Annotated in this window: 20 protein-coding genes; 15 read left to right on the top strand and 5 right to left on the bottom strand. The window is 73.9% G+C overall.

Going from position 1 to position 25,170, the window contains the following annotated elements:
- Positions 1 to 49 precede the first annotated feature (49 nt).
- The 5 genes from AB0M99_RS10455 to nudC all read left to right on the top strand — a co-directional run bounded on the left by AB0M99_RS10455 (position 50) and on the right by nudC (position 10,656).
- Positions 50 to 388, top strand: coding sequence for an MGMT family protein (locus AB0M99_RS10455; RefSeq protein WP_365918655.1), 339 nt, complete (start codon positions 50 to 52; stop codon positions 386 to 388).
- A gap of 249 nt (positions 389 to 637) precedes the next feature.
- Complete coding sequence (locus AB0M99_RS10450) at positions 638 to 4,375, top strand: ATP-dependent DNA helicase (RefSeq protein WP_365918653.1); 3,738 nt, start codon at positions 638 to 640, stop codon at positions 4,373 to 4,375.
- Positions 4,376 to 4,434: 59 nt separating this feature from the next.
- Positions 4,435 to 8,229 carry an ATP-dependent DNA helicase gene (locus tag AB0M99_RS10445; RefSeq protein WP_365918651.1) on the top strand — a complete coding sequence of 1,265 codons (3,795 nt, stop codon included), beginning with the start codon at positions 4,435 to 4,437 and terminating at the stop codon, positions 8,227 to 8,229.
- Between the two features lie 10 nt (positions 8,230 to 8,239).
- The gene (locus AB0M99_RS10440) at positions 8,240 to 9,643 is read left to right on the top strand and encodes a dipeptidase (protein WP_365918650.1); all 1,404 of its coding nucleotides are present in this window, start codon (positions 8,240 to 8,242) and stop codon (positions 9,641 to 9,643) included.
- 65 nt (positions 9,644 to 9,708) lie between these two features.
- Complete coding sequence (gene nudC / locus AB0M99_RS10435) at positions 9,709 to 10,656, top strand: NAD(+) diphosphatase (protein ID WP_365918648.1); 948 nt, start codon at positions 9,709 to 9,711, stop codon at positions 10,654 to 10,656.
- Between the two features lie 123 nt (positions 10,657 to 10,779).
- Here the strand turns inward: nudC and AB0M99_RS10430 are convergent, their stop codons facing one another.
- Entirely contained in the window at positions 10,780 to 11,040 is a 261-nt protein-coding gene (locus AB0M99_RS10430; RefSeq protein WP_365918646.1) for a mycoredoxin, read from the bottom strand.
- Positions 11,041 to 11,198: 158 nt separating this feature from the next.
- Between AB0M99_RS10430 and AB0M99_RS10425 the strand changes: the two genes are divergently transcribed.
- The 5 genes from AB0M99_RS10425 (at position 11,199) to AB0M99_RS10405 (ending at position 15,087) form a co-directional block, all read left to right on the top strand.
- Positions 11,199 to 13,364 carry an ATP-dependent DNA helicase UvrD2 gene (locus tag AB0M99_RS10425; protein ID WP_365918644.1) on the top strand — a complete coding sequence of 722 codons (2,166 nt, stop codon included), beginning with the start codon at positions 11,199 to 11,201 and terminating at the stop codon, positions 13,362 to 13,364.
- A gap of 179 nt (positions 13,365 to 13,543) precedes the next feature.
- The gene (locus tag AB0M99_RS10420) at positions 13,544 to 13,891 is read left to right on the top strand and encodes a hypothetical protein (RefSeq protein WP_365918859.1); all 348 of its coding nucleotides are present in this window, start codon (positions 13,544 to 13,546) and stop codon (positions 13,889 to 13,891) included.
- Between the two features lie 181 nt (positions 13,892 to 14,072).
- On the top strand, positions 14,073 to 14,444 hold the full coding sequence (locus AB0M99_RS10415; protein WP_365918642.1) for a WhiB family transcriptional regulator: 372 nt from the start codon (positions 14,073 to 14,075) through the stop codon (positions 14,442 to 14,444).
- Positions 14,441 to 14,773: a hypothetical protein gene (locus tag AB0M99_RS10410; protein ID WP_365918640.1), complete on the top strand. Its 333-nt coding sequence runs from the start codon at positions 14,441 to 14,443 to the stop codon at positions 14,771 to 14,773. Before AB0M99_RS10415 ends, AB0M99_RS10410 begins: the two co-directional genes overlap by 4 nt.
- Positions 14,774 to 14,880: 107 nt before the next feature.
- Positions 14,881 to 15,087 carry a hypothetical protein gene (locus AB0M99_RS10405; protein ID WP_365918638.1) on the top strand — a complete coding sequence of 69 codons (207 nt, stop codon included), beginning with the start codon at positions 14,881 to 14,883 and terminating at the stop codon, positions 15,085 to 15,087.
- A 47-nt stretch (positions 15,088 to 15,134) separates the two neighbouring features.
- Here AB0M99_RS10405 and AB0M99_RS10400 read toward each other — a convergent pair whose 3' ends face one another.
- Complete coding sequence (locus tag AB0M99_RS10400) at positions 15,135 to 16,463, bottom strand: AarF/ABC1/UbiB kinase family protein (RefSeq protein WP_365918636.1); 1,329 nt, start codon at positions 16,461 to 16,463, stop codon at positions 15,135 to 15,137.
- A 96-nt stretch (positions 16,464 to 16,559) separates the two neighbouring features.
- Complete coding sequence (locus AB0M99_RS10395; RefSeq protein ID WP_365918634.1) at positions 16,560 to 17,696, bottom strand: ThiF family adenylyltransferase; 1,137 nt, start codon at positions 17,694 to 17,696, stop codon at positions 16,560 to 16,562.
- Positions 17,697 to 17,927: 231 nt separating this feature from the next.
- Here AB0M99_RS10395 and AB0M99_RS10390 point away from each other — a divergent pair, with 231 nt between their 5' ends.
- The 4 genes from AB0M99_RS10390 to AB0M99_RS10375 all read left to right on the top strand — a co-directional run bounded on the left by AB0M99_RS10390 (position 17,928) and on the right by AB0M99_RS10375 (position 21,722).
- Positions 17,928 to 18,467: a M48 family metallopeptidase gene (locus AB0M99_RS10390; RefSeq protein WP_365918632.1), complete on the top strand. Its 540-nt coding sequence runs from the start codon at positions 17,928 to 17,930 to the stop codon at positions 18,465 to 18,467.
- 140 nt (positions 18,468 to 18,607) lie between these two features.
- On the top strand, positions 18,608 to 20,239 hold the full coding sequence (locus AB0M99_RS10385; protein ID WP_365918630.1) for a TerD family protein: 1,632 nt from the start codon (positions 18,608 to 18,610) through the stop codon (positions 20,237 to 20,239).
- Between the two features lie 29 nt (positions 20,240 to 20,268).
- Positions 20,269 to 20,949 (top strand): AIM24 family protein, encoded by a 681-nt coding sequence (locus tag AB0M99_RS10380; protein WP_365918857.1) that lies wholly within the window; start codon positions 20,269 to 20,271, stop codon positions 20,947 to 20,949.
- Positions 20,950 to 20,966: 17 nt separating this feature from the next.
- Positions 20,967 to 21,722, top strand: coding sequence for an AIM24 family protein (locus AB0M99_RS10375; protein ID WP_365918628.1), 756 nt, complete (start codon positions 20,967 to 20,969; stop codon positions 21,720 to 21,722).
- 83 nt (positions 21,723 to 21,805) lie between these two features.
- Here the strand turns inward: AB0M99_RS10375 and AB0M99_RS10370 are convergent, their stop codons facing one another.
- Together AB0M99_RS10370 and AB0M99_RS10365 are read right to left on the bottom strand one after the other, a co-directional pair.
- On the bottom strand, positions 21,806 to 22,336 hold the full coding sequence (locus AB0M99_RS10370; RefSeq protein WP_365918626.1) for an NUDIX hydrolase: 531 nt from the start codon (positions 22,334 to 22,336) through the stop codon (positions 21,806 to 21,808).
- On the bottom strand, positions 22,333 to 23,769 hold the full coding sequence (locus AB0M99_RS10365; RefSeq protein ID WP_365918624.1) for a zinc-dependent metalloprotease: 1,437 nt from the start codon (positions 23,767 to 23,769) through the stop codon (positions 22,333 to 22,335). Before AB0M99_RS10365 ends, AB0M99_RS10370 begins: the two co-directional genes overlap by 4 nt.
- Before the next feature lie 291 nt (positions 23,770 to 24,060).
- On the opposite strand from AB0M99_RS10365, the gene AB0M99_RS10360 reads away from it, so the two are divergent.
- Positions 24,061 to 25,125, top strand: a complete 1,065-nt coding sequence (locus AB0M99_RS10360) for an SDR family oxidoreductase (RefSeq protein WP_365918855.1) — start codon at positions 24,061 to 24,063, stop codon at positions 25,123 to 25,125.
- The last annotated feature ends 45 nt before the right edge of the window (positions 25,126 to 25,170 follow it).

Raw genomic sequence — 25,170 nt, 5'->3', positions numbered from 1 at the left:
CGAGAGGTTGTCGTTTGCTTGTCCGGGGAGTTGCGGCACCCTGTGCTGAATGAGCGAGGAACTGCCCGCCTACGCGGAGCGGGTACTGGAGGCGGCCGAGCGGATTCCGCCCGGCCGGGTGATGACGTACGGCGACGTCGCGGAGTGGATCGGCGAGGGCGGACCCCGCCAGGTCGGCCGCGTCATGGCCCTGTACGGGGGAGCCGTGCCCTGGTGGCGCGTGGTGCGGGCGGACGGCCGCCCCCTGCCCGGCAGCGAGCGGCGCGCGCTGGAGAACTACCGCGCCGAGGCCACCCCGCTGCGGCTCACCGGCGCCGGCGAACCGCGGCTGGACATGCGGCGGGCCCGCTGGGACGGGGTCGCCGGGCAGGACGAAGGTCACACCTGACAGCTTCCGCCATGCGCGGCCCGAACGGGCGGTCGAAGGAGAGTGCGAAGGCCCGTACGAGGGACCCGCGGGGCGGGACGGCGCTCCTGAGGGAACTGCGCCGGACGCGGCGGTTGGCGTAGCGTTGCCCCTTCGGCTCCGGCTTCGGGCTCGGCTCCGGGCTCGGCTCGGGCCGTCGAGGCAACGCCAGCCACACGAGCAACGCCAGCAACGCCAGCAACCGCAGACCCACCAGGACCGGCACCCCACGTGAACACCTCTTCCTCCGACCGCACCGAGCGGCGGCGTACGCGGACCTCTGACGCGTACCGCCTCGTGCGCACCGGGCCGGAACGGGTGGATCCCCCTGTGCTGGACGCAGCGCAGCGCGCCGTGGTTGACCACACCCGCGGACCGCTGCTCGTCCTGGCCGGACCGGGCACCGGAAAGACGACCACGCTGGTCGAGGCGGCCGCGGCCCGCGTGGAGGCCGGGACCGACCCCGCCCGCATCCTGATCCTCACCTTCAGCCGCAAGGCGGCCGTGGAACTGCGCGACCGGGCCGCCCTGCGCCTCGGCGGCGCGCGCGCCCCGCAGGCCACCACCTTCCACTCGTTCTGCTACGGGCTGGTCCGCGCCCACCAGGACACCGACCTGTTCGCCGACCCGCTGCGGCTGCTGTCCGGGCCCGAGCAGGACGTGATGGTCCGCACCCTCCTGGAGGGCCAGCGCCGGCTCCGCTCGATCCGCTGGCCCGACGACCTGCGCGCCGCGCTGACGACCCGCGGCTTCGCGGACGAGGTGCGCGCCGTGCTGGCCCGCGCGCGCGAGCTGGGCCTGGGACCCGCGGCGCTGTCCGACTTCGCACACCGGATCGGCCGCCCGGACTGGAAGGCGGCCGCGGCCTTCCTCTCCGAGTACCTCGACGTCCTGGACCTCCAGGGCACGCTCGACTACGCGGAACTCGTGCACCGCGCCGTCCTGCTGGCGGAGCGCACGCCGGCGCTCTCCTCCTCGTACGACGCGATCTTCGTGGACGAGTTCCAGGACACCGACGCCGCGCAGCTGCGCCTGCTGCGCGCCCTGTCCGGACCCGGGGGCACGCTGGTCGCCTTCGGCGACCCCGACCAGTCGATCTACGCCTTCCGGGGCGCGGACATCAACAACGTCCTCGACTTCGAGAGCGCGTTCCCGGGCGCCGCCGTGCGTGCGCTGACCGTCTCCCGCCGCCAGTCCGCCGGCCTGCTCGCGGCCACCCGCCTGCTGACGGCCCGGATGCCGGTGCCGCGCCTGCCGGCAGCGGCCGTACGGGCCCACCGCGACCTGCGGCCCACGCGGGACGGGGGCCGGGTCGAGGTCTTCACGTACCCCACGGCCGGCGCCGAACTGGACAACATCGCCGACGTCCTGCGCCGGGCCCACCTGGAGGACGGCGTGCCGTGGGGCGACATGGCCGTCCTGGTCCGCGCCGGCGGGCGTACGCTCCCGGCGATGCGCCGCGCCCTGATCTCGGCGGGAGTCCCGGCCGAGACGGACGGCGCGGACACCCCCCTGCGCCACGAGCCCGCCGTCTCCCCCCTCCTGACGGCCCTCCGCATCACAGCCACCGCCGCCGCCACCCTCCCGGAGGACCCCCCGTCCGCGGACCCGGCCGCGGACCCGTCCGCCCCCGGCGCAACGGCGGCCGCGGCAACCGCCCCTGGCCCGGCCGAGGCGGCCCCGGCCGCCCCCGAGTTCACCCCCGCGGCGGCGGCGAACACCGCTACCGCCGGGGCCGCCGCGGGCCTTCCCGCGCCCGTCCCCGCCGCAGGCGAGCCCGCCGCGGTGGCGGCCGCCCGCGTGGGTGATCCCGCTTCCGGGGCGGCCGAGCCGGGAGGGCCGGACTCCGGCCCCGCCGCGGTGGCCACTGGCGGCGCCACCCACGCCGGGGCCGACTCCGGCCCGGCCGTCGGCGGAGCCGGTGGCGTGGGCGCCGCACCGGGCGGTCGTCCGGCGGGGTTCGGCTCTGCCGACGGGGTTCTGGGCCACACGGGCGAGGGCGTTCCCGAGCCGGCCCCCGGTGAGGGGGAGGGCCCCGCGGACGCGGGCGCCGCCGAGCCCGGGGCCGTCGATCCCGGCACCGCCGGAGGCGAGGGGTGGATCGGGGTCGAGGCCGCGCTGACGCTGCTCGCCTCGCCGCTCGGCGGGATGGACGCCGCCGACCTGCGGCGGCTCGGGCGGGCCCTGCGCGACGAGGAGCGGGCCGCCGGGGTCAAGACGCCCGCGCCCTCCGACGTACTGCTCGCCCGCGCCCTCGCCGAGCCCGAGCGGCTCGTCGCGCACGACCCCGCCCACGCCCGCGGAGCGCAACGCCTCGGCCTGCTCCTGCGCAAGGCCCGCGAGCTCCTCCAGGGCGGCGGCACCGCCGAAGAGGCCCTCTGGACCCTGTGGGACGGCACCCCCTGGCCCCAGCGCCTCGAACGCAGCGCCCGCCGCGGCGGCGCCGCCGGCCGCAACGCCGACCGCGACCTCGACGCGGTCTGCGCGCTCTTCGACACCGCCGCCCGCGCGGAGGAACGTACCGGCGGCCGCGGTGCGCTCAACCTCCTCGAACAGCTGGAGGCCGAGGACATCGCGGCCGACACCCTCACCACCCGCGCCACCCGCTCCGACGCCGTACGGCTCATGACCGCCCACCGCTCCAAGGGCCTGGAGTGGTCCCTCGTCGTCGTCGCCGGCGTACAGGACGGGCTCTGGCCCGACCTGCGCCGCCGGGGCTCCCTCCTGGAGGCCGACCGCATCGGCGGCGACGGCCTCGCCGAGCCCCTCACCCCCGGCGCGCTCCTCGCCGAGGAGCGCCGCCTGTTCTACGTCGCCGCCACCCGCGCCCGCGACCGCCTCGTCGTCACCGCCGTCAAGGCCCCCGCCGAGGACGGCGACCAGCCCTCCCGCTTCCTCTCCGAGCTCGGCGTCACCCCCAAGGACGTCACCGGCCGCCCCCGCCGCCCCCTCGCCGTCCCGGCGCTCGTCGCCGAGCTCCGCGCCACCACCGTCGACCCCGACGCCTCGCCCGCCCTGCGCGAGGCCGCCGCCCGGCGCCTCGCCCGCCTCGCCGTGCTCACCGACGACGAGGACCGCCCGCTGGTGCCCGCCGCCCACCCGCAGCGCTGGTGGGGCCTGTACGAGCCGACCCGCAGCAGCGTCCCGCTGCGCGACCGCGAGCGGCCCCTCGCCCTCTCCGGCAGCGCCCTGGACCAGCTCGCCAACACCTGCTCCCTCCAGTGGTTCCTGGGCCGCGAGGTCAAGGCCGACACCCCCTCCACCGCCGCCCAGGGCTTCGGCAACGTCGTCCACGTCCTCGCCGACGAGGTCGCCTCCGGGCGCACCCCCGCCGACCTCGCCGTGCTGATGGAGCGCCTCGACTCGGTCTGGGACTCCCTCGCCTTCGACGCGCCCTGGAAGTCCCGCCAGGAGAAGGACAATGCCCGCGCCGCCCTGGAACGGTTCCTGCGCTGGCACACCACCGACCGCGGCGGCCGCGAGGCCGTGGCCACGGAGCACGACTTCGACGTCACGCTCGAAGCGGGCGAGTACGCCGTCCGCATCCGCGGCTCCATGGACCGGGTCGAGGCCGACCCGCAGGGGCGGGCGTACGTCGTCGACTTCAAGACCGGCAAGTCCGCCCCGACGCGCGACGAGGTCGCCCGCCACCCCCAGCTCGCGGTGTACCAGCTCGCCGTCCGCGAGGGCGCCGTCGACGAGGTCTTCGACGGGCTGCGCCCCGAACCGGGCGGGGCCGAACTCGTCCAGCTGCGCCAGGGCGCCGCCCAGCGCGACGGCGGCGACACGGTGCCGAAGATCCAGGCCCAGCAGCCGCTCGCCGGGGAGTGGGTCGGCGACCTCCTCGCCACCGCCGCCGGCCGGGTCCTCGACGAGCGCTTCGCGCCCGCCGCCGGCAAGCACTGCGACCACTGCTCCTTCCGCAGCTCGTGCAGCGCCCGCCCGGAAGGCCGTCAGACGGTCGAGTGAGCGGCCGGGAGAGCCGCCGGGTGAGCCGGGGTGTCGGTGGGGGCGGCTAGCCTCTTTACGTGTCCGCGCGTCCGTCCGTCCTCACCGACCCCGAGCAGCTCAAGGAGCTCCTCGGCATCCCCTTCACGCCCGAACAGATGGCCTGCGTCACCGCCCCGCCCGCCCCACAGGTCATCGTGGCGGGCGCCGGATCCGGCAAGACCACCGTCATGGCCGCCCGAGTGGTCTGGCTGGTCGGCACCGGCGCCGTCGCGCCCGAGCAGGTCCTCGGCCTGACCTTCACCAACAAGGCCGCGGGCGAGCTCGCCGAGCGGGTACGGGTGGCCCTCGCGCGGGCCGGCATCAGCGACCCGGACCCCTCCCCGGCCGAGGCCGACACGGCCGGCGGCGAGCCGCGCATCTCCACGTACCACGCCTTCGCCGGACAGCTCCTGAAGGACCACGGCCTGCGCATCGGCCTGGAGCCCAGCGCCCGGCTGCTCGCCGACGCCACCCGCTTCCAGCTCGCCGCGCGCGTGCTGCGCGAGGCCCCCGGCCCGTACCCGGCCCTGACGAAGTCGATCCCCGACCTGGTCAGCGACCTGCTCGCGCTCGACGGGGAACTGTCCGAGCACCTGGTCGAACCGGCCGAGCTGCGCGCGTACGACACCGGGCTCCTCGCCGGCCTCGCGGACGCCAAGCTCACCAACGACGACCTGCGCAAGATCCCCGAGGCGGTGCGCGGCCGCCTCGAACTGCTGGAGCTGACCGAGCGCTACCGCGCCGCCAAGCGCTCCCGCGACCTGCTCGACTTCAGCGACCAGATAGCCCTCTCCGCGCAGCTCGCCACCACCCGGCCCGAGGTGGGGGCGCTGCTGCGCGAGGAGTTCCGCGTGGTGCTGCTGGACGAGTACCAGGACACCTCGGTGGCGCAGCGGCTGCTGCTGTCCGGCCTCTTCGGCGGGGGGACCGGCCACCCCGTGACCGCCGTCGGTGACCCCTGCCAGGCGATCTACGGCTGGCGCGGGGCCTCGGTGGCCAACCTCGACGACTTCCCCGAACACTTCCCGCACGCCGACGGCCGCCCCGCCACCCGCCTCTCGCTGAGCGAGAACCGGCGCAGCGGCGGCCGCCTGCTCGACCTGGCCAACGGCCTCGCCGCGCCGCTGCGCTCCATGCACGAGGGCGTCGAGGCACTGCGGCCCGCGCCCGGCGCCGAGTACGACGGGCAGGTCCGCTGCGCCCTGCTGGAGACCCACGCCGAGGAGCTCGACTGGCTCGGGGACTCCGTCGCGCACCTGGTCCGTACGGGTACGGAGCCGCGCGAGATCGCCGTACTGTGCCGCTCGGCCGGGGACTTCGCGCGGATCCAGGCCGTCCTGGTGGCCCGGGACGTACCCGTCGAGGTCGTCGGCCTCTCCGGCCTGCTGCACCTCCCGGAGGTCGCGGACCTGGTCGCGGTCTGCGAGGTCCTCCAGGACCCCGGAGCCAATGCCGCCCTCGTACGCCTGCTCATCGGCCCGCGCTGGCGGATCGGTGCCCGGGACCTGGCGCTGCTGGGCCGCCGCGCCCGGCTGCTGGTCGGCCGCGCGCCCGCCCCGGGGGACGACCCGGACGGGCGCCTCGCGGCGGCGGTGGAGGGCGTGGACCCCGCGGAGATCGTGTCGCTGGCCGACGCGCTGGAGACGTTCCTGGACGGCGGCGGCTCCGCCCCGGACGACCACCTGCCCTTCTCGGCCGACGCGCGGGTCCGCTTCGCGCACCTCGCGCAGGAACTGCGCGACCTGCGGCGCTCGCTCGCCGATCCGCTGATGGACGTCCTGCACCGGGTCCTGTCGGCGACCGGGCTCGATGTCGAACTGTCCGCGTCCCCGCACGCGCTGGCGGCCCGCCGCCGGGAGACCCTCTCCGGCTTCCTGGACGTGGCGGCCGGCTTCGCGGCGCTGGACGGCGAGGCGTCCCTGCTCGCCTTCCTGGCCTTCCTGCGCACGGCCGCCCAGTACGAGAAGGGCCTCGACCACGCGCTGCCCGGCGGCGAGAACACGGTCAAGGTCCTCACCGCCCACAAGTCCAAGGGGCTGGAGTGGGACGTGGTCGTGGTCCCGGACCTGTGCGCGGGCGCGTTCCCGAAGGAGAAGGCGCCGGAGGCCTGGACCTCGTACGCGAAGGTCCTCCCGTACGCGCTGCGCGGCGACTCGGAGACCCTGCCGGCGGATCCCGCATGGACCTCGGCCGGCCTGAAGTCCTTCAAGACGGCCCTGAAGGACCACAAGTCGACGGAGGAGCTCCGCCTCGGGTACGTGACCTTCACCCGGCCCCGCTCCCTCCTGCTGGCGTCGGGCCACTGGTGGGGCCCGACCCAGAAGAAGCGCCGCGGGCCCTCCGCGTTCCTCGACGCGCTGTACGCCCACTGCGCCGCCGGCCACGGCGAGATCGAGGTCTGGGCGGACGCCCCGGCCCCGGATGCGGAGAACCCGGCCCTCGCCGCCGAGTCCACCGCGGACCACTCCTGGCCGCTCCCCCTGGACCCGGACTCCCTGACCCTCCGCCGAGCCGCGGCCGCCCTGGTCGAGTCCCACCTCTCCACCCCGCCGGACGACCCCTACCTCTGGCCCCCGCACTGCGAGGACCCCTGGCTGGACCCCGCGGCCCCGCCCCCCGCCGACGACCTCTGGCCGGAGACCGACGACTGGCCCCCCACCGACCCCGACCCGACGGCGCCCCGCGCCCGGTTCCCGGGCGGTTCGGGCGCACCCGGGCGTCCCGGCGACGACCTGTGGCCGGAGGCCGACGGCTGGGCCCGCGCCGGGTCCGACCCGCGCCCGGAGGAGCCTCGGGACCCGGCCGGCGGCGCAGCCGCGCCCGGGGCCGGGGGTCCGACCCTCGACGGGGTCCGGGGCGGAGCCCCGGTTTCGGGAAGGGGCGGGGCGGGGGAAGAACCCGCCCCCACCGCCCCGGGCGGCGACGACCTGTGGCCGGAGCCCGACGCCTGGGCCCCCACCCCCGTGGGACCCGGCACCCCGGTCGGCGGCGACGACCTGTGGCCGGAGCCCGACGCCTGGGCCCCCGCCGGGCCGGGCCCCACCGCACCCGCACCCGCCCGCCCGCCGGCCCACGACCGGGCCCCCGCCCGGAGGGACGGTCTCACCCCCGAAGAGGCCCGGGCCATCGCGTCCTGGGACCGGGACCTCGACGCCCTGGAGGGCGAGCTCCGCCGCGCCCGGCAGGCCGTACGGGACGTCGAGCTCCCCGCCGCCCTCTCCGCCAGCCAACTGCTGCGGCTCGCCGCCGACGAGCAGGGCTTCGTACGCGATCTCGCCCGCCCCATGCCCAAACCCCCGCAACCCGCGGCGCGCCAGGGCACGCGCTTCCACGCCTGGGTCGAGTCCCGCTTCGACGAGCTCCCGCTGCCCCTCCTCGACGTCCTCGACCCCGCCACCGAACTCCCCGGCTCCGACCAGGAGATCGCCGACGAGGCCGACCTCGAAGCCCTCAAGGCGGCCTTCGAGCGCAGCCCGTACGCCGACCGGCCACCGCACCGCATGGAGGCCCCGGTCCAGCTGACCCTGGCCGGCCGCGTGATCCGCGGCCGGATCGATGCCGTGTACAAGCACACCGACGAGTCCGGTGACTCGTACGAGATCGTCGACTGGAAGACCGGCCGCACCACCGAGGCCGATCCCCTCCAGCTCGCCGTGTACCGCCTGGCCTGGGCGGAAGCCACCGGCACGCCCCTCGACCGGGTCACCGCCGCCTTCCTCCACGTCCGCAGCGGCCGCGTCATCCGCCCCCGCAACCTCCCCGGCCGGGCCCGCCTTGAGCGGATCCTCCAAGTAGAACCGGACACGGAAAGTGACCCCGAAACGGACGGCTAGTCTCGTGTGCATGAGCGACTCCCCGGCGGACAGCGTGGTCCGCACGTACATCGACACCCACCGCGCCGCGTTCCTCGAGGACCTCGCCGACTGGCTGCGCATCCCGTCCGTCTCGGCCCAGCCGGAGCACGCGGACGACGTACGCCGCAGCGCCGACTGGCTCGCCGCGAAGTTCAAGGAGACCGGTTTCCCGGTGGCCGAGGTCTGGGAGACCGCCGGCGCCCCCGCCGTGTTCGCGCACTGGCCGAGCGAGGACCCGGCCGCCCCCACCGTCCTCGTGTACGGGCACCACGACGTGCAGCCCGCCGCGCTCGCCGACGGCTGGCACACCGACCCGTTCGAGCCGGTCGTCAAGGACGGCCGGATGTACGCGCGCGGCGCCGCCGACGACAAGGGCCAGGTGTTCTTCCACACCCTGGGCCTGCGGGCGCACCTGGCGGCCACCGGCGCGGCCGCGCCCGCAGTGAACCTCAAGCTCCTCGTCGAGGGCGAGGAGGAGTCCGGCTCCCCCCACTTCCGGGCCCTCGTCGAGGAGCGCGCGGACGAGCTCGCCGCCGACATCGTGATCGTCTCCGACACCGGCATGTGGTCCGAGACCACCCCGACCGTCTGCACCGGCATGCGCGGCGTGGCCGACTGCGAGATCGACCTGTACGGCCCCGACCAGGACATCCACTCGGGCGCCTTCGGCGGTGCCGTGCCCAACCCGGCCACCGCCGCCGCCCGCCTCGTGGCGGCCCTGCACGACGCCGACGAGCGGGTCACGATCCCGGGCTTCTACGACAACATCGCCGAGCTCACGGACGAGGAGCGGGCGCTCATCGCCGAGCTGCCGTTCGACGAGTCCGAGTGGCTCCGCACGGCCAAGTCGCACGCGGCGGCCGGCGAGGCGGGCTACTCCACCCTGGAGCGCGTCTGGGCCCGCCCGACCGCCGAGGTCAACGGCATCGGCGGCGGCTACCAGGGCCCCGGCGGCAAGACCATCGTGCCCGCCTCCGCCCACCTGAAGCTGTCGTTCCGCCTGGTGTCCGGGCAGGACCCGTACGAGGTCGAGGCCGCAGTCAGGGACTGGGTCGCCGCACGGATCCCGGCCGGGATCCGGCACGCCATCACCTTCGGCGCCCCGACCCGCCCGTGCCTGACGCCGCTGGACCACCCGGCGCTGCAGTCCGTCGTACGGGCCATGGGGCGCGCGTTCGGCGAGAAGGTCCGCTTCACCCGCGAGGGCGGCTCGGGACCGGCCGCGGACCTCCAGGACGTGCTGGAGGCGCCGGTCCTGTTCCTCGGCATCTCCGTGCCCTCGGACGGCTGGCACTCGCCGAACGAGAAGGTGGAGCTCGACCTGCTGCTCAAGGGCGTCGAGACCACCGCCTACCTCTGGGGCGACCTGGCCGCCCACTGGACACCCGCCTGATGCACGCACCCGCCTGACGCGCACACCCGCCTTGCCGAGCCTGCCTGTCCCACCCACCGGGGGAGTTGGAAAGTAACGTGAGCACCCATACCGAGCGTCCGATCTCGCTTGCCGCACCCAGCGGACTCGACCGCGCCGCGCACCACCGCCTCGACGAGGCGTGGCTCGCCGCGGCCTGGAGCCACCCGACGACCCGTGTGTTCGTCGTCTCCGGCGGCCAGGTCCTGATCGACGACGCCCCCGACGGGGGCACCGGCATCGTGATGACCCCGGCGTTCGAGGCGCCCGTCACCGAGACGCACCGCTACTTCCTGGGCACGGACGAGGACGGCGTACGGTACTTCGCGCTGCAGAAGGACTCGCTGCCGGGCCGCATGGACCAGTCGGCCCGCCCCGCCGGCCTGCGCGAGGCCGGTCTGCTGCTGTCCCCGCGCGACGCCGGGCTGATGGTGCACGCGGTCGCGCTGGAGAACTGGCAGCGCATGCACCGCTTCTGCTCCCGCTGCGGCGAGCGCACCGTGGTCGCGGCCGCCGGGCACATCCGGCGCTGCCCGGGCTGCGGCGCCGAGCACTACCCGCGCACCGACCCGGCGGTGATCATGCTGGTCACCGACGAGCACGACCGGGCGCTGCTCGGCCGCCAGGTGCACTGGCCGGAGGGGCGCTTCTCGACCCTCGCGGGCTTCGTGGAGCCCGGCGAGTCGATCGAGCAGTCCGTGGTCCGCGAGGTGTGGGAGGAGGCGGGCGTCAGGGTCGGCGAGGTCGAGTACGTCGCCAGCCAGCCCTGGCCCTTCCCGTACAGCCTGATGCTGGGCTTCACCGCCCGCGCCCTCACCTCGGAGATCACGGTCGACGGCGAGGAGATCGAGGAGGCCCGCTGGTTCTCCCGCGAGGACCTGCGCGCGGCCATCGAGGCCGGCGAGGTGCACCCTCCGGCGGGCGGCATCTCCATCGCGGCCCGGCTGGTCGAGCTCTGGTACGGCGAGCCGCTGCCGCGCCCGAAGTCGGCGTAATACTCGTCACACCCGCGGACGCAGAAGGCCCCCGCCGAGGCGGGGGCCTTTCTGGTGCTCCGCCGATGCCGCCGATGCCGCCGATGCCGCCGATGCCGCCGATGCCGCCGGCGTCGCCGGGGCTCAGACGGCGAGGGCCTGCTTGACCTGGGCCAGGCTCGGGTTCGTCATCACGGACTCGCTGCCGGCGGCGGACTTCACGAGCACGGTGGGAACCGTCTGGTTGCCGCCGTTCGCCTTCTCCACGAACGCCGCGGACTCCGGGTCGAGCTCGATGTTGATCTCGTTGTACGCGATGCCTTCCCGGTCCATCTGGCTCTTCAGCCGACGGCAGTAGCCGCACCAGGTCGTGCTGTACATCGTGACGGTGCCCGTGTCCTGCATGCTGCGCTCTCCTTCGTGGGGCCTCGGTGGTCCGAGTACTCGAACGTACGGGACCGCGCCGCCATTCCCGGCGCCGGTCCGGCGTACCAGTACGACGGATACCGGCTGCCTGTGGACAACTTTCCCGCCCGGCCCACGAGACCTGGCAGCATGGCGGGGTGACAGCAGCAACGCACTCCCCATCCTTCTCGGCAGGCGCCGACTCGGCCGACGCGGTGCTCCTGGGCCTGGACCCGGAGCAGCGCGAGGTCGCGACGACCCTGCGCGGGCCGGTGTGCGTGCTCGCCGGCGCCGGTACGGGCAAGACCCGGGCGATCACCCACCGCATCGCCTACGGCGTCCGCTCCGGCCAGCTGATGCCGGCCAGCGTGCTGGCGGTCACCTTCACCAACCGCGCCGCGGGCGAGATGCGCGGACGCCTGCGCGCCCTGGGCGCGGGCGGGGTCCAGGCCCGTACCTTCCACTCGGCCGCTCTGCGCCAGCTCCAGTACTTCTGGCCCAGGGCGGTCGGCGGGGAGGTGCCCAGGCTGCTGGAGCGCAAGATCCAGTTCGTGGCCGAGGCCGGCGCGCGCTGCCGCATCCGGCTCGACCGCAATGAGCTGCGCGATGTCACCGGTGAGATCGAATGGGCGAAGGTCACCCAGACCGTGCCCGCCGACTACCCGGCGGCCGCCCGCAAGGCGGGCCGCGAGGCCCCCCGGGACATGGCCGAGATCGCCCAGATCTACGGGACGTACGAACAGCTCAAGCGCGACCGCGGCATGATCGACTTCGAGGACGTGCTGCTGCTCACGGTCGGCATCCTCCAGGACCGCCACGACATCGCCGAGCAGATCCGCGCCCAGTACCAGCACTTCGTGGTCGACGAGTACCAGGACGTCAGCCCGCTCCAGCAGCGGCTGCTGGACCTGTGGCTCGGCGAGCGCGACAGCCTCTGCGTCGTCGGGGACGCCAGCCAGACGATCTACTCCTTCACCGGCGCCACCCCCGACCACCTGCTGAACTTCCGCAACCGCTACCCGCAGGCCACCCTGGTCAAGCTGGTCCGCGACTACCGCTCCACCCCCCAGGTGGTCCACCTCGCCAACGGCCTCCTCGCCCAGGCCAAGGGCCGCGCCGCCGAGCACCGCCTGGAGCTGGTCTCCCAGCGCGAGACCGGCCCCGACCCCGTCTATGCCGAGTACCCGGACGAGCCCGCCGAGGCCGAGGGCGTCGCGCGCCGGATCCGGGACCTGATCGCGGCGGGCGTCCCGGCGGGCGAGATCGCGGTGCTCTACCGCATCAACGCCCAGTCCGAGGTCTACGAACAGGCCCTCGCCGACGCCGGGGTCCCGTACCAGCTGCGCGGCGCCGAGCGCTTCTTCGAGCGGGGCGAGGTGCAGAAGGCGATCCTCGCCCTGCGCGGAGCCGCCCGCTCCGGCGGGAACGACCCGCTGCTCGACGACGTCGTGGAGCTGGGCCCCCAGGTCCGGGCCGTGCTCAGCTCCACCGGCTGGACCAGCGAGCCGCCCGCCGGCTCCGGCGCCGTCCGCGACCAGTGGGAATCCGTGGCCGCGCTGGTCCGCCTCGCGGAGGACTTCGCCAGGACCCGGCCCGGCGCCACCCTCGCGGACCTCACCGTCGAGCTGGACGAGCGCAAGGCCGCCCAGCACGCGCCGACGGTCCAGGGCGTCACCCTCGCCTCGCTGCACGCCGCGAAGGGCCTGGAGTGGGACTCCGTGTTCCTCGTGGGCCTCACCGACGGCATGATGCCGATCACCTACGCCAAGACCGACGAACAGATCGAGGAGGAGCGCCGGCTGCTGTATGTCGGCGTCACCCGGGCGCGGCTGCACCTGACGCTCTCCTGGGCCCTCTCCCGCGCTCCGGGCGGCCGGGCCTCCCGACGCCCCAGCCGCTTCCTGAACGGCCTGCGGCCGGGCTCCGCGGCCCCGGGAAGCCGGCCGGGCGGCGCGGCCGAGGGCGGGGCGCGCAAGCGCGGCCGCCGCGGGCCGGTGCTGTGCCGGGTCTGCGGGAAGACCCTGACCGAGGCCGGCGAGCTCAAGCTGATGCGCTGCGAGGACTGCCCGTCCGACATGGACGAGGGGCTCTACGAGCGGTTGCGCGAGTGGCGCGCGGTCCAGTCGAAGCAGCAGGGGCTGCCCGGGTACTGCGTCTTCACCGACAAGACCCTGATGGCGATCGCGGAGGCCGCGCCCACCGAGGCGGGCGAGCTCTCGATGATCTCCGGAGTGGGTGGACGCAAGCTTGAGCGGTACGGAGCCGACGTCCTGGCCATCTGTGCAGGTGAGGACCCCGGGGCCGAGGATTCTGACGACGCGTAGAAACTCGTCGGAAAAATAGTTTGCACATGCCCAGCGAAGACCCATAGGTTCTTAGCAACGGAAACGGTGGCTTCTCCGAAGCCCCGGATCCGTGCTGTACTTATCCGAATACGCATGGGACAGGCCTCCGGGCCGAGTCCCCGAGACGCCGAGAGGAGGCGAGACCAGTGACCAGCTTCATGACCTTCACCAAAATGACCGATCGCTCGGTCGCCGCTTCCTGCACGCTCGGCTCCTCCTCGCTCCTTCCGCTCCTGGGTACCGGTCTGTCCGCGATTTGCGCAGACGGTCCTGCCCTGACGGCCGCGCCCGCCGCGCTGCTCGTCAGTGAGCGCAATGAGCGACCGACCCAGGCACCGGTGGCAGTACTGGCAGCAGAAGCGAAGGCGCACGGCGTCTATGGCTTCGCCGCCGCCGCCGGTGCCGCCAGGGCCGGATTCAAGACGCAGACGCAGCAGACGAAGAAGCAGCAGCACCACCTGATGTGGGCCTTCCGCGGGCTCGAACCCTGGAGTGATCCAGCCTGATCCGACGATCAGGCCGGCGCCTTCAGGGCCGCGGAACCCCACCCGGGATCCGCGGCCCTTCTGTTTGTCCCCGAACGGGGACGACGGAGCGAAGGGGCCTCGGGACTGGCAGAACAGGTACCAGCCGACCCCGGCCAACCGGCCGGTACGACTAGTCGAACAAGACGAGGAAGAAACCACCGTGCAACTCGAAGCGCACGCCCCGTCCGTAACTCAGACCCGAACGATCACCCCGCCCCCCGCTCCGGAGGAATCCACCTTGACCCCGCTCACCGCGCTGACCGCGCTCGACGACGCCATCGAGAACCTCGGCGTCCCCGTCGCCTGCCGTACCTACGACCCGGAGGTCTTCTTCGCGGAGTCCCCGGCGGACGTCGAGTACGCCAAGTCCCTCTGCGGCACCTGCCCGCTGGTCGAGGCCTGCCTCGCCGGTGCGCTGGAGCGCCGCGAGCCCTGGGGCGTCTGGGGTGGCGAGCTCTTCGTCCAGGGTGTCGTCGTAGCCCGCAAGCGGCCCCGTGGCCGTCCGCGCAAGAACCCGGTTGCAGCGGCATGACCGCCAACGGAACCATCGACCGCCCCCTGACGCGCGACCCCCTGAAGCAGGCCCTCATGTCCCCCCACGCAACCACGAGCGAGCAGCCGCACGGCTCCGCCACCGCAGACTTCATCACCGCAGGCGCGATCACCTCGCGTCAGAACAGGACCCGCGAAATGCAACTCATCCCAGAAGCCATGGCTCGTGCCCATATGGACGACCGCATGCGTGAGGTGGACGCCGAGCGTCACGCCCTGCGCCTGGTCGCCGCCCGGCGCATGCAGCGACGGGCCGAGCGCGTCTCCATGCGCGCCCGGCGCGCCCTGGCCATGGCCGTCATGCACTAAGAGCTGAAGAAGGCTCGGCAACCACCCCGGGGGGACCGGTCCGAACGGACCGGTCCCCCCGGTGCGTTGCGGAGCCCTGCCCCCCTCCGCGGGGATATCGTCTGGAGGTGGACCAGCCGAATCCCCACCCCGCCGCGCCGGGCCCCGAGGCCCAGCCAGTCGTCTGCGCACGCTGCGGCGCCAAGTCCCCGGACGGCGCCCCGCCCACCTGGACCTGCTCCATGGAGAACGGCAGCAGGCAATACTTCTGCCACGACTGCGCCCGGGCCAACATCCGGGCCATCGAGGGCCGCCTCGACTCCTCCTGGTGGTGAACCCGACCGCCTAGCGCCTCGTCAGGCAACATCCGCCCGTCGCGACGCTAGTCCTCGGACAGGAACCCCGGGAGCCAGGACTCCAGTTCGTCCCGGAGGCGGACCGTCGCGCCCAGCTGGCACAGCACACCGATCGTGCTCAGCGTCACCCGGTGGATCAGCAGGTACGAGGGCGGCAGATTGATCTGCCGGCCCAACTGGTGGGCGGGGGAGCGGGGATCGGCGATCCGCGCCGCCTGGCCGCGCAGCCACGGCCTGGTGAAGGTGAACTCCTCGGCCTCGGCGGGCTCGATGATGGGCCTGAGGTAGTCGAGAACCGCCTCGGGGTCGAGTTCGATGGACTCCTTGACGAACCCCTCTGCGCACAGGTGCCCGTAGACCCCCTCGGCGTCACCGTCCAGCGTCATCCGCAGGGACCTGCCGATGGGCTTGGGCCAGCCGCCGGGCAGCCGGTCCACCGTGCCGAAGTCCAGTACGCCCAGCCGCATCCGGCCGTCCGCCCCCGATATGAGCCGGAAGTTGCCCGGGTGCGTGTCGGCATGCAGCAGTCCGGTACGGGCGGGGCCGGAGAAGAGGAACCGGGCCAGCAGCTGTCCGGCGCGGTCGCGCTCCTCCTGCGTGCCGTCGGCTATGACTTCCGACAGCGGGGTCCCCTCCATCCACTCGGTCACCAGCACCTGGTCGCCCTGGTGCACGACGTCCGGTACGACCACGTCCTCGTCGCCGTCGAACGCGTCCGCGTGCGTCCGCTGCGCCTCGGCCTCCAGCTCGTAGTCGAGCTCCTCGGACACCCGGTCCCGCAACTCCTTGATCAGCGGCTTGATGTCCATGCCGGGTATCAGCGGCCCCAACAACCCCGCGAACCGGCTCAGCTGCTTCAGGTCCGAGAGCAGTGCCTCACCGGCCCCCGGGTACTGGACCTTGACCGCGACCTCGCGGCCGTCGTGCCACACCGCCCGGTGCACCTGCCCGATCGAGGCCGCCGCGGCCGGCTTGTCCTCGAACTCCTGGAACAGATCCCGCCAGTCGGCACCGAGCCGGTCGGCCAGCACCTGGTGCACCGTCGCGGCCGGCAGCGGCGGGGCCGCCTCCTGAAGCTTGGTCAGCGCCGCCCGGTAGGGCCCGGCGACCTCCTCGGGCAGGGCCGACTCGAAGACCGAGAGGGCCTGGCCGAACTTCATGGCACCGCCCTTCAGCTCCCCGAGCGTCCGGAACAACTGCTCCGCGGTGCGCTGCTGGAGCTCGCGGGCGACGATCTCCGCCGACTTGCCGCCGATCCGCTTGCCCAGCCCCCACGTTGCCCGACCTGCGATGCCGAGCGGCAGCGCAGCCAGCTTGACGGTACGGGTGACCGCCTTCCGGGGAAGATCAGACATGCGCCCCTCCAATTCCCAGACGGCTGTTCCGCACGCGGCACTTCGGCATGCCCCCGCGGTGAGCCATTGGTGACCCCTCGGCCAAAAAGCATCCTGTCATGGCCCTCCCGGCCGGTCCGAGGCCGATCCCACCCCTGCCGCGACCGGCTCGGGCCGGGCGGCGGCACCACAGGGGCAGTCGGGATCCGCACGGACCGCGGTGGGCTGCCAGTGGAGGGCGGGCAGGGCGGCTTCCCACCGGGTGCCGGTGGAGGCGGGCAGTTCCCCGTCGAGGAAGGACAGCGCGTGAGCCGCGGCGAGGCCGGCCACCGCCGTGGCCAGTCCCAAATCGCAGGCGGCGGCCGCCCGGCGGCGGTGGGCCGAGCGCCACTGGACCAGCATCCGCGGCCAGGCCGGGTCCCGGGCCACCCGGTCGCGCTCCATGCATCCCGCGCACGCCGTCGCCCCGGGCAGCACCAGAGGCCCCACCAGGCCGGTCCCCTCCAGCACCCCCGCGTACAGGTGCGGGGTCCCGGTGGCGACCCAGTCGGCCGCGGACTGCGGATCGGGGGCCCAGGACTGCAACCCGTCCCGGGGCGCGACCACCACCAGGGCCAGTCCGGGCTCGGGGCCACCGCCCTCCCCGGTCCGGGGGCCGTGCGCCGGGGCCGCCTCGCGCACCAGGCTCCGGGCGGCTTCGGCCCGCAGCCGGCCCACGCTCCCGGGCGCCATTCCGCCCGGGGCAACATCGGCCGGCTCGACCCGGCCCCCGTCGAGCACCTCGACCCGGCCCACGCCCGCTCCCGCCAGGACCGCGGCGATCACCCCGCCCACCCGGCCGCTCCCGCGCACCTGGACCCGTATAGCACGCCGGGCCGCGACACCCCGTAAGTCCCCGCCCGGCTCGCGGTGGACCAGCGACAGCGACCCCAGGTCGGGACCCAACCGCTCCAGGGCCTGCGGCCGCGACCGCACCGCCTGGGCGCGGGGGCCGCCCGCGGTGGCGTCATCGAGCAGCCCGGCCGCCGCCAGGCTCCGCACCAGCCCGTCCACCTGCCCGTCGGGCAGGCCCATCGCACCGCCCTCCGCCCGCAGCAGCTCCATGCCCCGGGTCCCGTCGATCCGGTCGATGAGCGCGCCGGTCGCGGTGTCCACCGGCCCGACCACCACCGCGTGCGCGGGGGTCACCCCGAACTGCACCGTCTCCCGGTCCCGCCAGGCCCGTGCCAGCGCGGGCTTCACCTTCGGATACATCGCCGCCTCCTCGATTCGATGCGATTCGCGTGCCGCTTTCCGGCCCGCCCTCTCCGCTCTTCGCCAAGATTGCCCGCCCGCCGAATTGCCCGCAGAAATTTGTCCACAGGTGAGGGGTATCGGTCATATGAGATGGAGAAAGGGTGTGTTCCGCGCGCCGACCGCGAATCGATCTTGTTCGAACCCCGGACGGGCGGGACTTCCGCCACGACGACCGGGTACGGTCGTGCCGTGTCCGCCGATCCACCGCAGCGCGCCGTCGAAGTCCGCCGGAGCGCGCGCCGCCGCAGGACCGTATCCGCCTATCGCGAGGGTGACCGTACGGTCGTCCTCATCCCTGCCCGGATGTCCGAGGCCGAGGAGCAGCGCTGGGTGGGCGTGATGCTCGACAAGCTGGCCGCCCAGGAGAGCAGGCGCACCCTCGGGGACGCGGAACTCACCGAGCGCGCCGAGCGTTTGTCCGAGCAGTACTTCAGCGCTCGCGCCCGCCCCCGCTCCGTCCGCTGGGTCACCAACCAGAACACCCGCTGGGGCTCCTGCACCCCTGCGGAGGGCAGCATCCGGCTCTCGCACCGCCTCCAGGGCATGCCCGAGTACGTGGTCGACTACGTGCTGCTGCACGAGCTCGCCCACCTCCTGGTCCCCGGCCACGGCCCCCGCTTCTGGGAGCTGCTGGAGGCCTACCCGCGCACCGAGCGCGCCCGCGGCTACCTGGAGGGAGTGGTCGCCGCGGAGCGACTTCCGAAGGTGCCGGCCGCCCGCGACGAATAGCCCGGGAATGCCCCGGGAAACACCGGGATGTCGCACTCCGTGAATTGTCCCGGGTCGGTACCGACTTGGCCGGATGTCGGCAGTTGCGGCTAGCCTGAGCGCCACGCATTCACAGTCGGGATGGGGGACGGTCGTTACGTATGGCCAGGGAATTCCAACGCGGTCACAAGGCCAAGATCAGTGATCTGACGGCGGGCACGGACCTGTACGTGGGCATCCAGATCGCCGGGCCCGGACTCACCTTCGACATCAGCTGCTTCGGCCTCGACGCCGACGAGCAACTGTCGGACGACCGGTACTTCATCTTCTTCAACCAGCCGAAGTCGCCGGAAGAGTCCATTCAGCAGCTCGGTGCGCAGGCCGGTGACACCGAATCCTTCCGGGTGACGCTCGACCGCATCCCGGCGGGCATCCACAAGCTCTCCTTCGCCGCGTCCATCGACGGCGGCGGGCAGATGTCGCAGATCGGCCCCGGCTACATCCGGATCGTGGCCGGCGGCGAGGAGGTCGTCCGGTACGCCTTCACCGGCGCCGAGTTCACCACCGAGCGCGCCCTGATGATCGGCGACTTCTACCTCAAGGACGTGTGGCGCTTCGCCGCCGTCGGCCAGGGCTTCGACGGCGGGCTCGCCGCGCTGCTGAGGAACTTCGGCGGCGAGGTCGCCGACGAGGAGCCGCAGCCCGAGCCCCAGGTCCCGCCCCAGGCCGCCGCGGCCGCGCCCGGGTTCGCCCCGCCGGCCTTCGGCGCGCCCGCCGGACCCGCCGCACCCGCGCAGAACCCGGCCCCCGCGCCGTCCTTCGGTGCCCCGGCACCGGCACCGGCACCGGCGCCTGCCCCCGTGCAACCGCCGCCGCCCGCCCCGGCCCCGTACCAGCAGCCGGTCCACGCGGCCCCGACCATGGCGGCCCCGCTGGCACCCCCGGCCCCGGCCCCCGCCCCGTACGGCCAGGTCCCGCAGCCCTCGTACGGCCAGGTCCCGCCGCCGGCCCCGGCCCCCGCGCCCTACGGGCAGCAGCCCCCCGCGTACGGCCAGGTCCCGGGCCAGGTCCCCGGCCAGCAGCCGCCCGCGTACGGCCAGCAGCCCCCCGGCCAGTACCCGCAGGCCGCGGGCGCGGGCCTCGCCGCCGCCCTCCAGCCGTACAAGGAGGCCCCGACCGGCGCCCGCTGGACCCCGCAGAACCAGCAGCTCATGCGGGTGGACCTGGCCATGGGCGGCCAGGCCGTCCTCGCCCGTCAGGGCAGCATGGTCCTGTACCAGGGCAAGGTCGAATTCAGCTACAAGGGCGCGGGCTTCGCCGGCCGCATCGTCGGCAACGCCACCGGCCAGGAGATGCAGCTGATGCGCTGCACCGGCCGCGGCCAGGTCTTCCTCGCCGAGAACGGCGCCCACCTGCACGCCATCGAGCTCCAGGGCGACGGGATCTGCGTCTCCGCCGAGAACGTCCTCGCCTTCGACGAGTCCCTCCAGCACGAGGTCCGGCGCATCGAGGGCCACGGCATCCCGGGCGGCGCCCTCTTCACGATGCAGTTCCAGGGCACCGGCACGGTGATCGTCAAGACGCACGGCGTCCCCGTCGTCCTGCCCGTCACCCCGACCACCTTCGCGGACAGCAACGCCATCGTCGCGTGGTCCTCCGCCTCCCAGGTGATCATCTCCAGCCAGGTCCGGCTGCGCCGCAACGCCTATCCCGGCCACAGCGGGGAGACCGTGAACCTCCAGTTCCGCGGCGCGCCCGGCAACTTCATCGTCGTCCAGCCGTACGAGGTCTGAGGGAGCCCCACATGAATGCCATGAACGCAATGAACCAGCAGCTCGCGGGCTACGCCCCCACCCCCGTCACGGCCCGCATGGAGAACCACGGCCGTTCCATGCTCAAGGTCGCCATGCAGAGCGGCCAGGACCTCTTCGCCCGCACCGGCTCGATGGTGGCGTACGAGGGCTTCGTCCAGTACGAGCCCAACCCGCCGGCCGTGCGCCAGATGGCCTCGCAGTGGCTCACCGGCGAGGGCGCCCCGCTGATGAAGTGCACCGGCGACGGCCTGCTCTACCTCGCCGACTACGGCGCCGACGTCGTCGTGATCAACCTCAACAACGACTCCCTGTCCGTCAACGGCACCAACCTGCTGGCCTTCGACGCCCACCTCCAGTGGGGCGTCGAGCGGGTCAAGGGCATGGCCAAGTTCGCCGGCCAGGGCCTGTTCAACGTGTCGGTCGCCGGCACCGGCTGGGTCGCGATCACCTCGCGCGGCACGCCGATCGTGGTCGACTGCGGCCGAGGCGAGGACGAGACGTACGTCGACCCCGACGCGCTCGTCGCGTGGTCGCCGAACCTCAAGGTCAAGGGCAAGCGCAGCTTCAAGGCCTCGTCGATGATCGGCCGGGGCAGCGGGGAGGCCTACCAGATGGCCTTCTCGGGCCAGGGCATCGTCGTCGTCCAGCCCAGCGAGGACAGCACCGACCGGCTCCGGGCCCGGGGCTGAGGGGGAGAAGGCACATCATGCAGAGTTCACTTTTCGCCCACTCCGAGGCACAGTCCCAGGAGCGGTACGCCGTCCAGAACCCGCAGCTGCTGCGGGTCTCGCTGAGCGGCTCCGACGACGTGCTGGCCCGCAAGGGCGCCATGGTCGCCTACCAGGGGATCATCGACTTCGACGGCGAGTACCAGAGCGCCAACCAGCGCGGCGCCCGCCGCCGCACCGGCGAGGGCCTCGACCTCATGCGCTGCTCCGGGCAGGGCACGGTCTACCTGGCAAACCTGGCCCAGTACGTCCACGTCGTGGACGTGGACCAGGACGGCCTGACCGTCGACAGCAGCTACGTCCTCGCGCTGGACTCCACCCTGCACACCGAGGTCATCGCGGTGGACAGCCAGTACGGGATCTCCGGCTCGGGCAAGTACCAGCTCAACATCACCGGCCGCGGCAAGGTCGCGCTGATGACCTCCGGACAGCCGCTGATGATGCAGGTCACCCCGGACAAGTACGTCAACGCCGACGCGGACGCCATCGTCGCCTGGTCCACCTCGCTGCGGGTGCAGATGCAGGCCCAGACGCACTCCAGCGGAGTCTGGCGGCGCCGCGGCAACACCGGCGAGGGCTGGGAGCTCAGCTTCCTCGGTACCGGCTTCGCGCTGGTCCAGCCCAGCGAGGTGCTGCCGCCGCAGAACGCGCAGCTCGGCCAGGGCCTCGCGGCGCAGTTCGGCGCGGGCCAGCACGGCTCGCACGCCCAGAACCAGAACAACGCCTGGAACTGACGGCGGAGCACCACATGCGTGAGGGGCGGCCCCGGATCCCGGGGCCGCCCCTCACGCGTACCTCACGCACACCTCATGAGTACCTACGCGCCCAGTCGCGCCCGGGTCGCCTCGACCAGCCGCACGACCGAGGCGTCGGCCACCGCCGCCACCTCCGCGTACGGGAACCAGCGCAGGTCCAGCGACTCCTCGCTGATCTCCGCCACCGCGTCGGCCGGGGCCAGCGCCGCGTACTGGACGTCCAGGTGCCAGTTGCACGGCTCCGGGATCGGATGCCGGTCCAGCCGCAGGGGCCCGCCCGGCAGCAGGGTCAGCCCGGCGGAGATGCCCGACTCCTCCCGGGCCTCGCGCAGCGCGGCCCCGGCGATCGTGGTGTCACCGGGCTCGCAGTGGCCGCCCATCTGCAGCCACATGCCGAGCTTCTTGTGCAGGGTGAGCAGCACGCGCCCGCCCGCCTGGTCGACCACCAGCGCACTGGCGGTGATGTGCCCGGCGCGGCAGGGCTTGTAGACCCCGTCGGGGTGAGCGGCCAGGTGCTCCAGGTACAGATCGCGCAGCTCGGGCTGGTCCTCGTAGCCCTTGAGCACCAGGACCGTGTCGTCGTACAGACTCACTTCTTCTCTTCGCCTTCGCTCTCGCCGTCGCCCTGCTCACGCTTGCGGTCCTGCTGCTGCGCGGCCTCGCCGAGCATCTTGTCGATCTCCGAGAAGTCCAGCTGCTCGCGGTGCACGAAGCCGTCCGGGTCGTCCAGGTCGGAGGCCGTCGGCAGCATGTCCGGGTGCTCCCACAGCCCGTCGCGGCCGTCGACACCGCGCGCGTCGGTGAGCGAGGCCCACAGCCGCGAGGCGTCGCGCAGCCGGCGCGGGCGCAGCTCCAGCCCGATCAGCGTCGCGAAGGTCTGCTCCGCCGGGCCGCCCGAGGCGCGCCGCCTGCGCATGGTCTCGCGCATGGCGTCGGCCGAGGTCAGCCGGGGCTTGGCCGCCTCGTGCACGACCGCGTCCACCCAGCCCTCGACCAGCGCGAGCGCCGTCTCCAGCCGGGCCAGGGCGGCCTTCTGCTCGGGGGTGTCCTGCGGCTGGAACATGCCGCCCTGCAGGGCCTCCTGAAGCTGCTCGGGGTTGGACGGGTCGAGCTGGCCGACCACGTCCTCCAGCTTCGAGGTGTCGACCTTGATGCCGCGGGCGTAACCCTCGACCGCGCCGAACAGGTGCGAGCGCAGCCACGGCACGTGCGCGAAGAGCCGGGCGTGCGCGGCCTCGCGCAGCGCCAGGTACAGCCGCACCTCGTCGGAGGCGACGCCCAGGTCCTTGCCGAAGGCCTCGATGTTCAGCGGGAGCAGCGCGGCCTTGCCGGCCGGGCCCAGGGGCAGGCCGACGTCGGTCGAGCCGACGACCTCGCCCGCCAGGACGCCCACGGCCTGGCCGATCTGCTGGCCGAACATGGCCCCGCCCATGGAGCGCATCATGCCGAGCAGCGGGCCCGCCATGGCCTGCATCTCCTCCGGCAGGACGCCGCCCATGGCCGCACCGACGCGCTCGGCGACCGGGTCCACGAGCTCCTTCCACACCGGGAGGGTCGCCTCGACCCACTCGGCGCGGCTCCACGCCACGGCGGTCGCGGCGCCCGAGGGCAGCGAGGTCACGCCGTCCAGCCAGTGGTCGGCGAGGCGCACGGCCTCCTCGACCGCGGACTTCTCGGCGAGGCCGACGCTGGCGTCCTTCACCCCGTCCGCGGTGCCCTGTGCCACGGTCTGGCGGGCGATGTCCTTGGCCATGTCCCAGTTGACCGGGCCGCCCTCGTAGCTCAGCATCTGGCCGAGCTGCTGGAAGGCCGCACCGAGGTCGTTCGGGTTCATGGAGCCGAACATCGCGGCGAAGGGATTGTCCGCACCGCCCGGACCGCCGGCGCCGCCCGGCAGGCCCATGCCCGGGAACCCGAACGGATTCGCCGGGCCGCCCTGACCGCCCTGATTGCCCTTCTTCTTGCCCTCGTCGCCGTTGTCCGGCTCCTCCGGCGGAAGGCCGAATCCGAATGGGGTGTCGCTCACGGGTTTCCTCGGCTCGTAGGGCCGCCGGCGGGAGCCGACGGGCAATGGTCCGACAACACCACCCAGCGTAGACACCACACCCGCTTCCGGGCTCGGTGCTCCGCCGACTCCTGGGCTGCGGCAGGATGGACATCACCTGGTGGGTACGCGTCACGGCGCGTCCCTACTGAAGACAACCGCTGGAGACGCCCGGTGAGTTCCCCAGATCCACAGGTTCGCGCGACGCCCGATCCCGAAGACCACCCCGAGCACGGTGACGGCGCCCCCGGCGTTCGCCAGCCGCGAAACCCGGTGGTGCCCCGCAAGAACAGCCCGGTGATCGCCGTGACCGGCGCCGCCTCGGGCGTCGGCGCGGCCCTGGTGAGCCGGCTCGCCGCCTCCGACGAGGTCAAGCAGGTCGTCGCGATCGACGAGCGGCGCGGGGACTGCGCGGCCGCGCTGTGGCACGTGCTGGACGTACGGGACCCCGCGATCGCGGAGAAGCTGCGCGGCGCGGACGTGGTGGTCCACCTGGCGCTCGACCTCGACCTGGAGACGGACCCGGCCGCCCGCACTGCGTACAACGTACGCGGAACCCAGACCGTGCTCACCGCCGCCGCCGCGGCCGGGGTGCACCGGGTCGTGCTGTGCACCTCCGCCATGGTCTACGGGGCGCTGCCGGACAACGACATCCCGCTCTCGGAGGACGCGGAGCTGCGCGCCACCGCCGAGGCGACCGGCGTCGGGGACCTGCTGGAGATCGAGCGCCTGGGCCGCCGGGCCCCCCGCGCGCACCCCGGCCTGAACGTCACCGTGGTCCGCCCTGCCGTCCTCGTCGGGGGCACGGACACCGCTCTGACCCGGTACTTCGAGTCGCCGCGCCTGCTCGTGGTGGCCGGATCCCGGCCCACCTGGCAGTTCTGCCACGTGGAGGACCTGGTCAGCGCGCTGGAGTACGCCGCCCTGGAGAAGGTCGAGGGCGAGCTCGCGGTGGGCTGCGAGGGCTGGCTGGAGCAGGAGGAGGTCGAGGAGCTCAGCGGCATCCGCCGCATGGAGCTGCCGTCCGCGGTCGCGCTGGGCGCGGCGGCCCGGCTGCACCGGATCGGCCTGACGCCCTCCCCGGCAGGCGACCTCGCGTACACGATGCACCCCTGGGTGGTCAGCATCAGCGCCCTGCACGCGGCGGGCTGGCGGCCGCGCTGGACGAACGAGGAGGTGCTGGCGGAGCTCCTCCAGGAGGTCGCGGGCCGCCACACGGTCGCGGGCCGCCGGCTCGGCCGCAAGGACGCCACCGCCGCCGGCGCCGCGGGCGCGACGGTCGCGCTGCTGGGCGCCGCCGCCGTGGTCCGCGCGGCCCGCAGGCGCCGGGGCATCTGACCGGCCCCGCGGAGCCGGAGCCCGCGCCCGGGCGCCCCCCGTACG

Source organism: Streptomyces sp. NPDC051183, assembly GCF_040682455.1.
Classification (GTDB): domain Bacteria; phylum Actinomycetota; class Actinomycetes; order Streptomycetales; family Streptomycetaceae; genus Streptomyces.
This window is presented reverse-complemented; position numbering and strand designations above follow the sequence as displayed.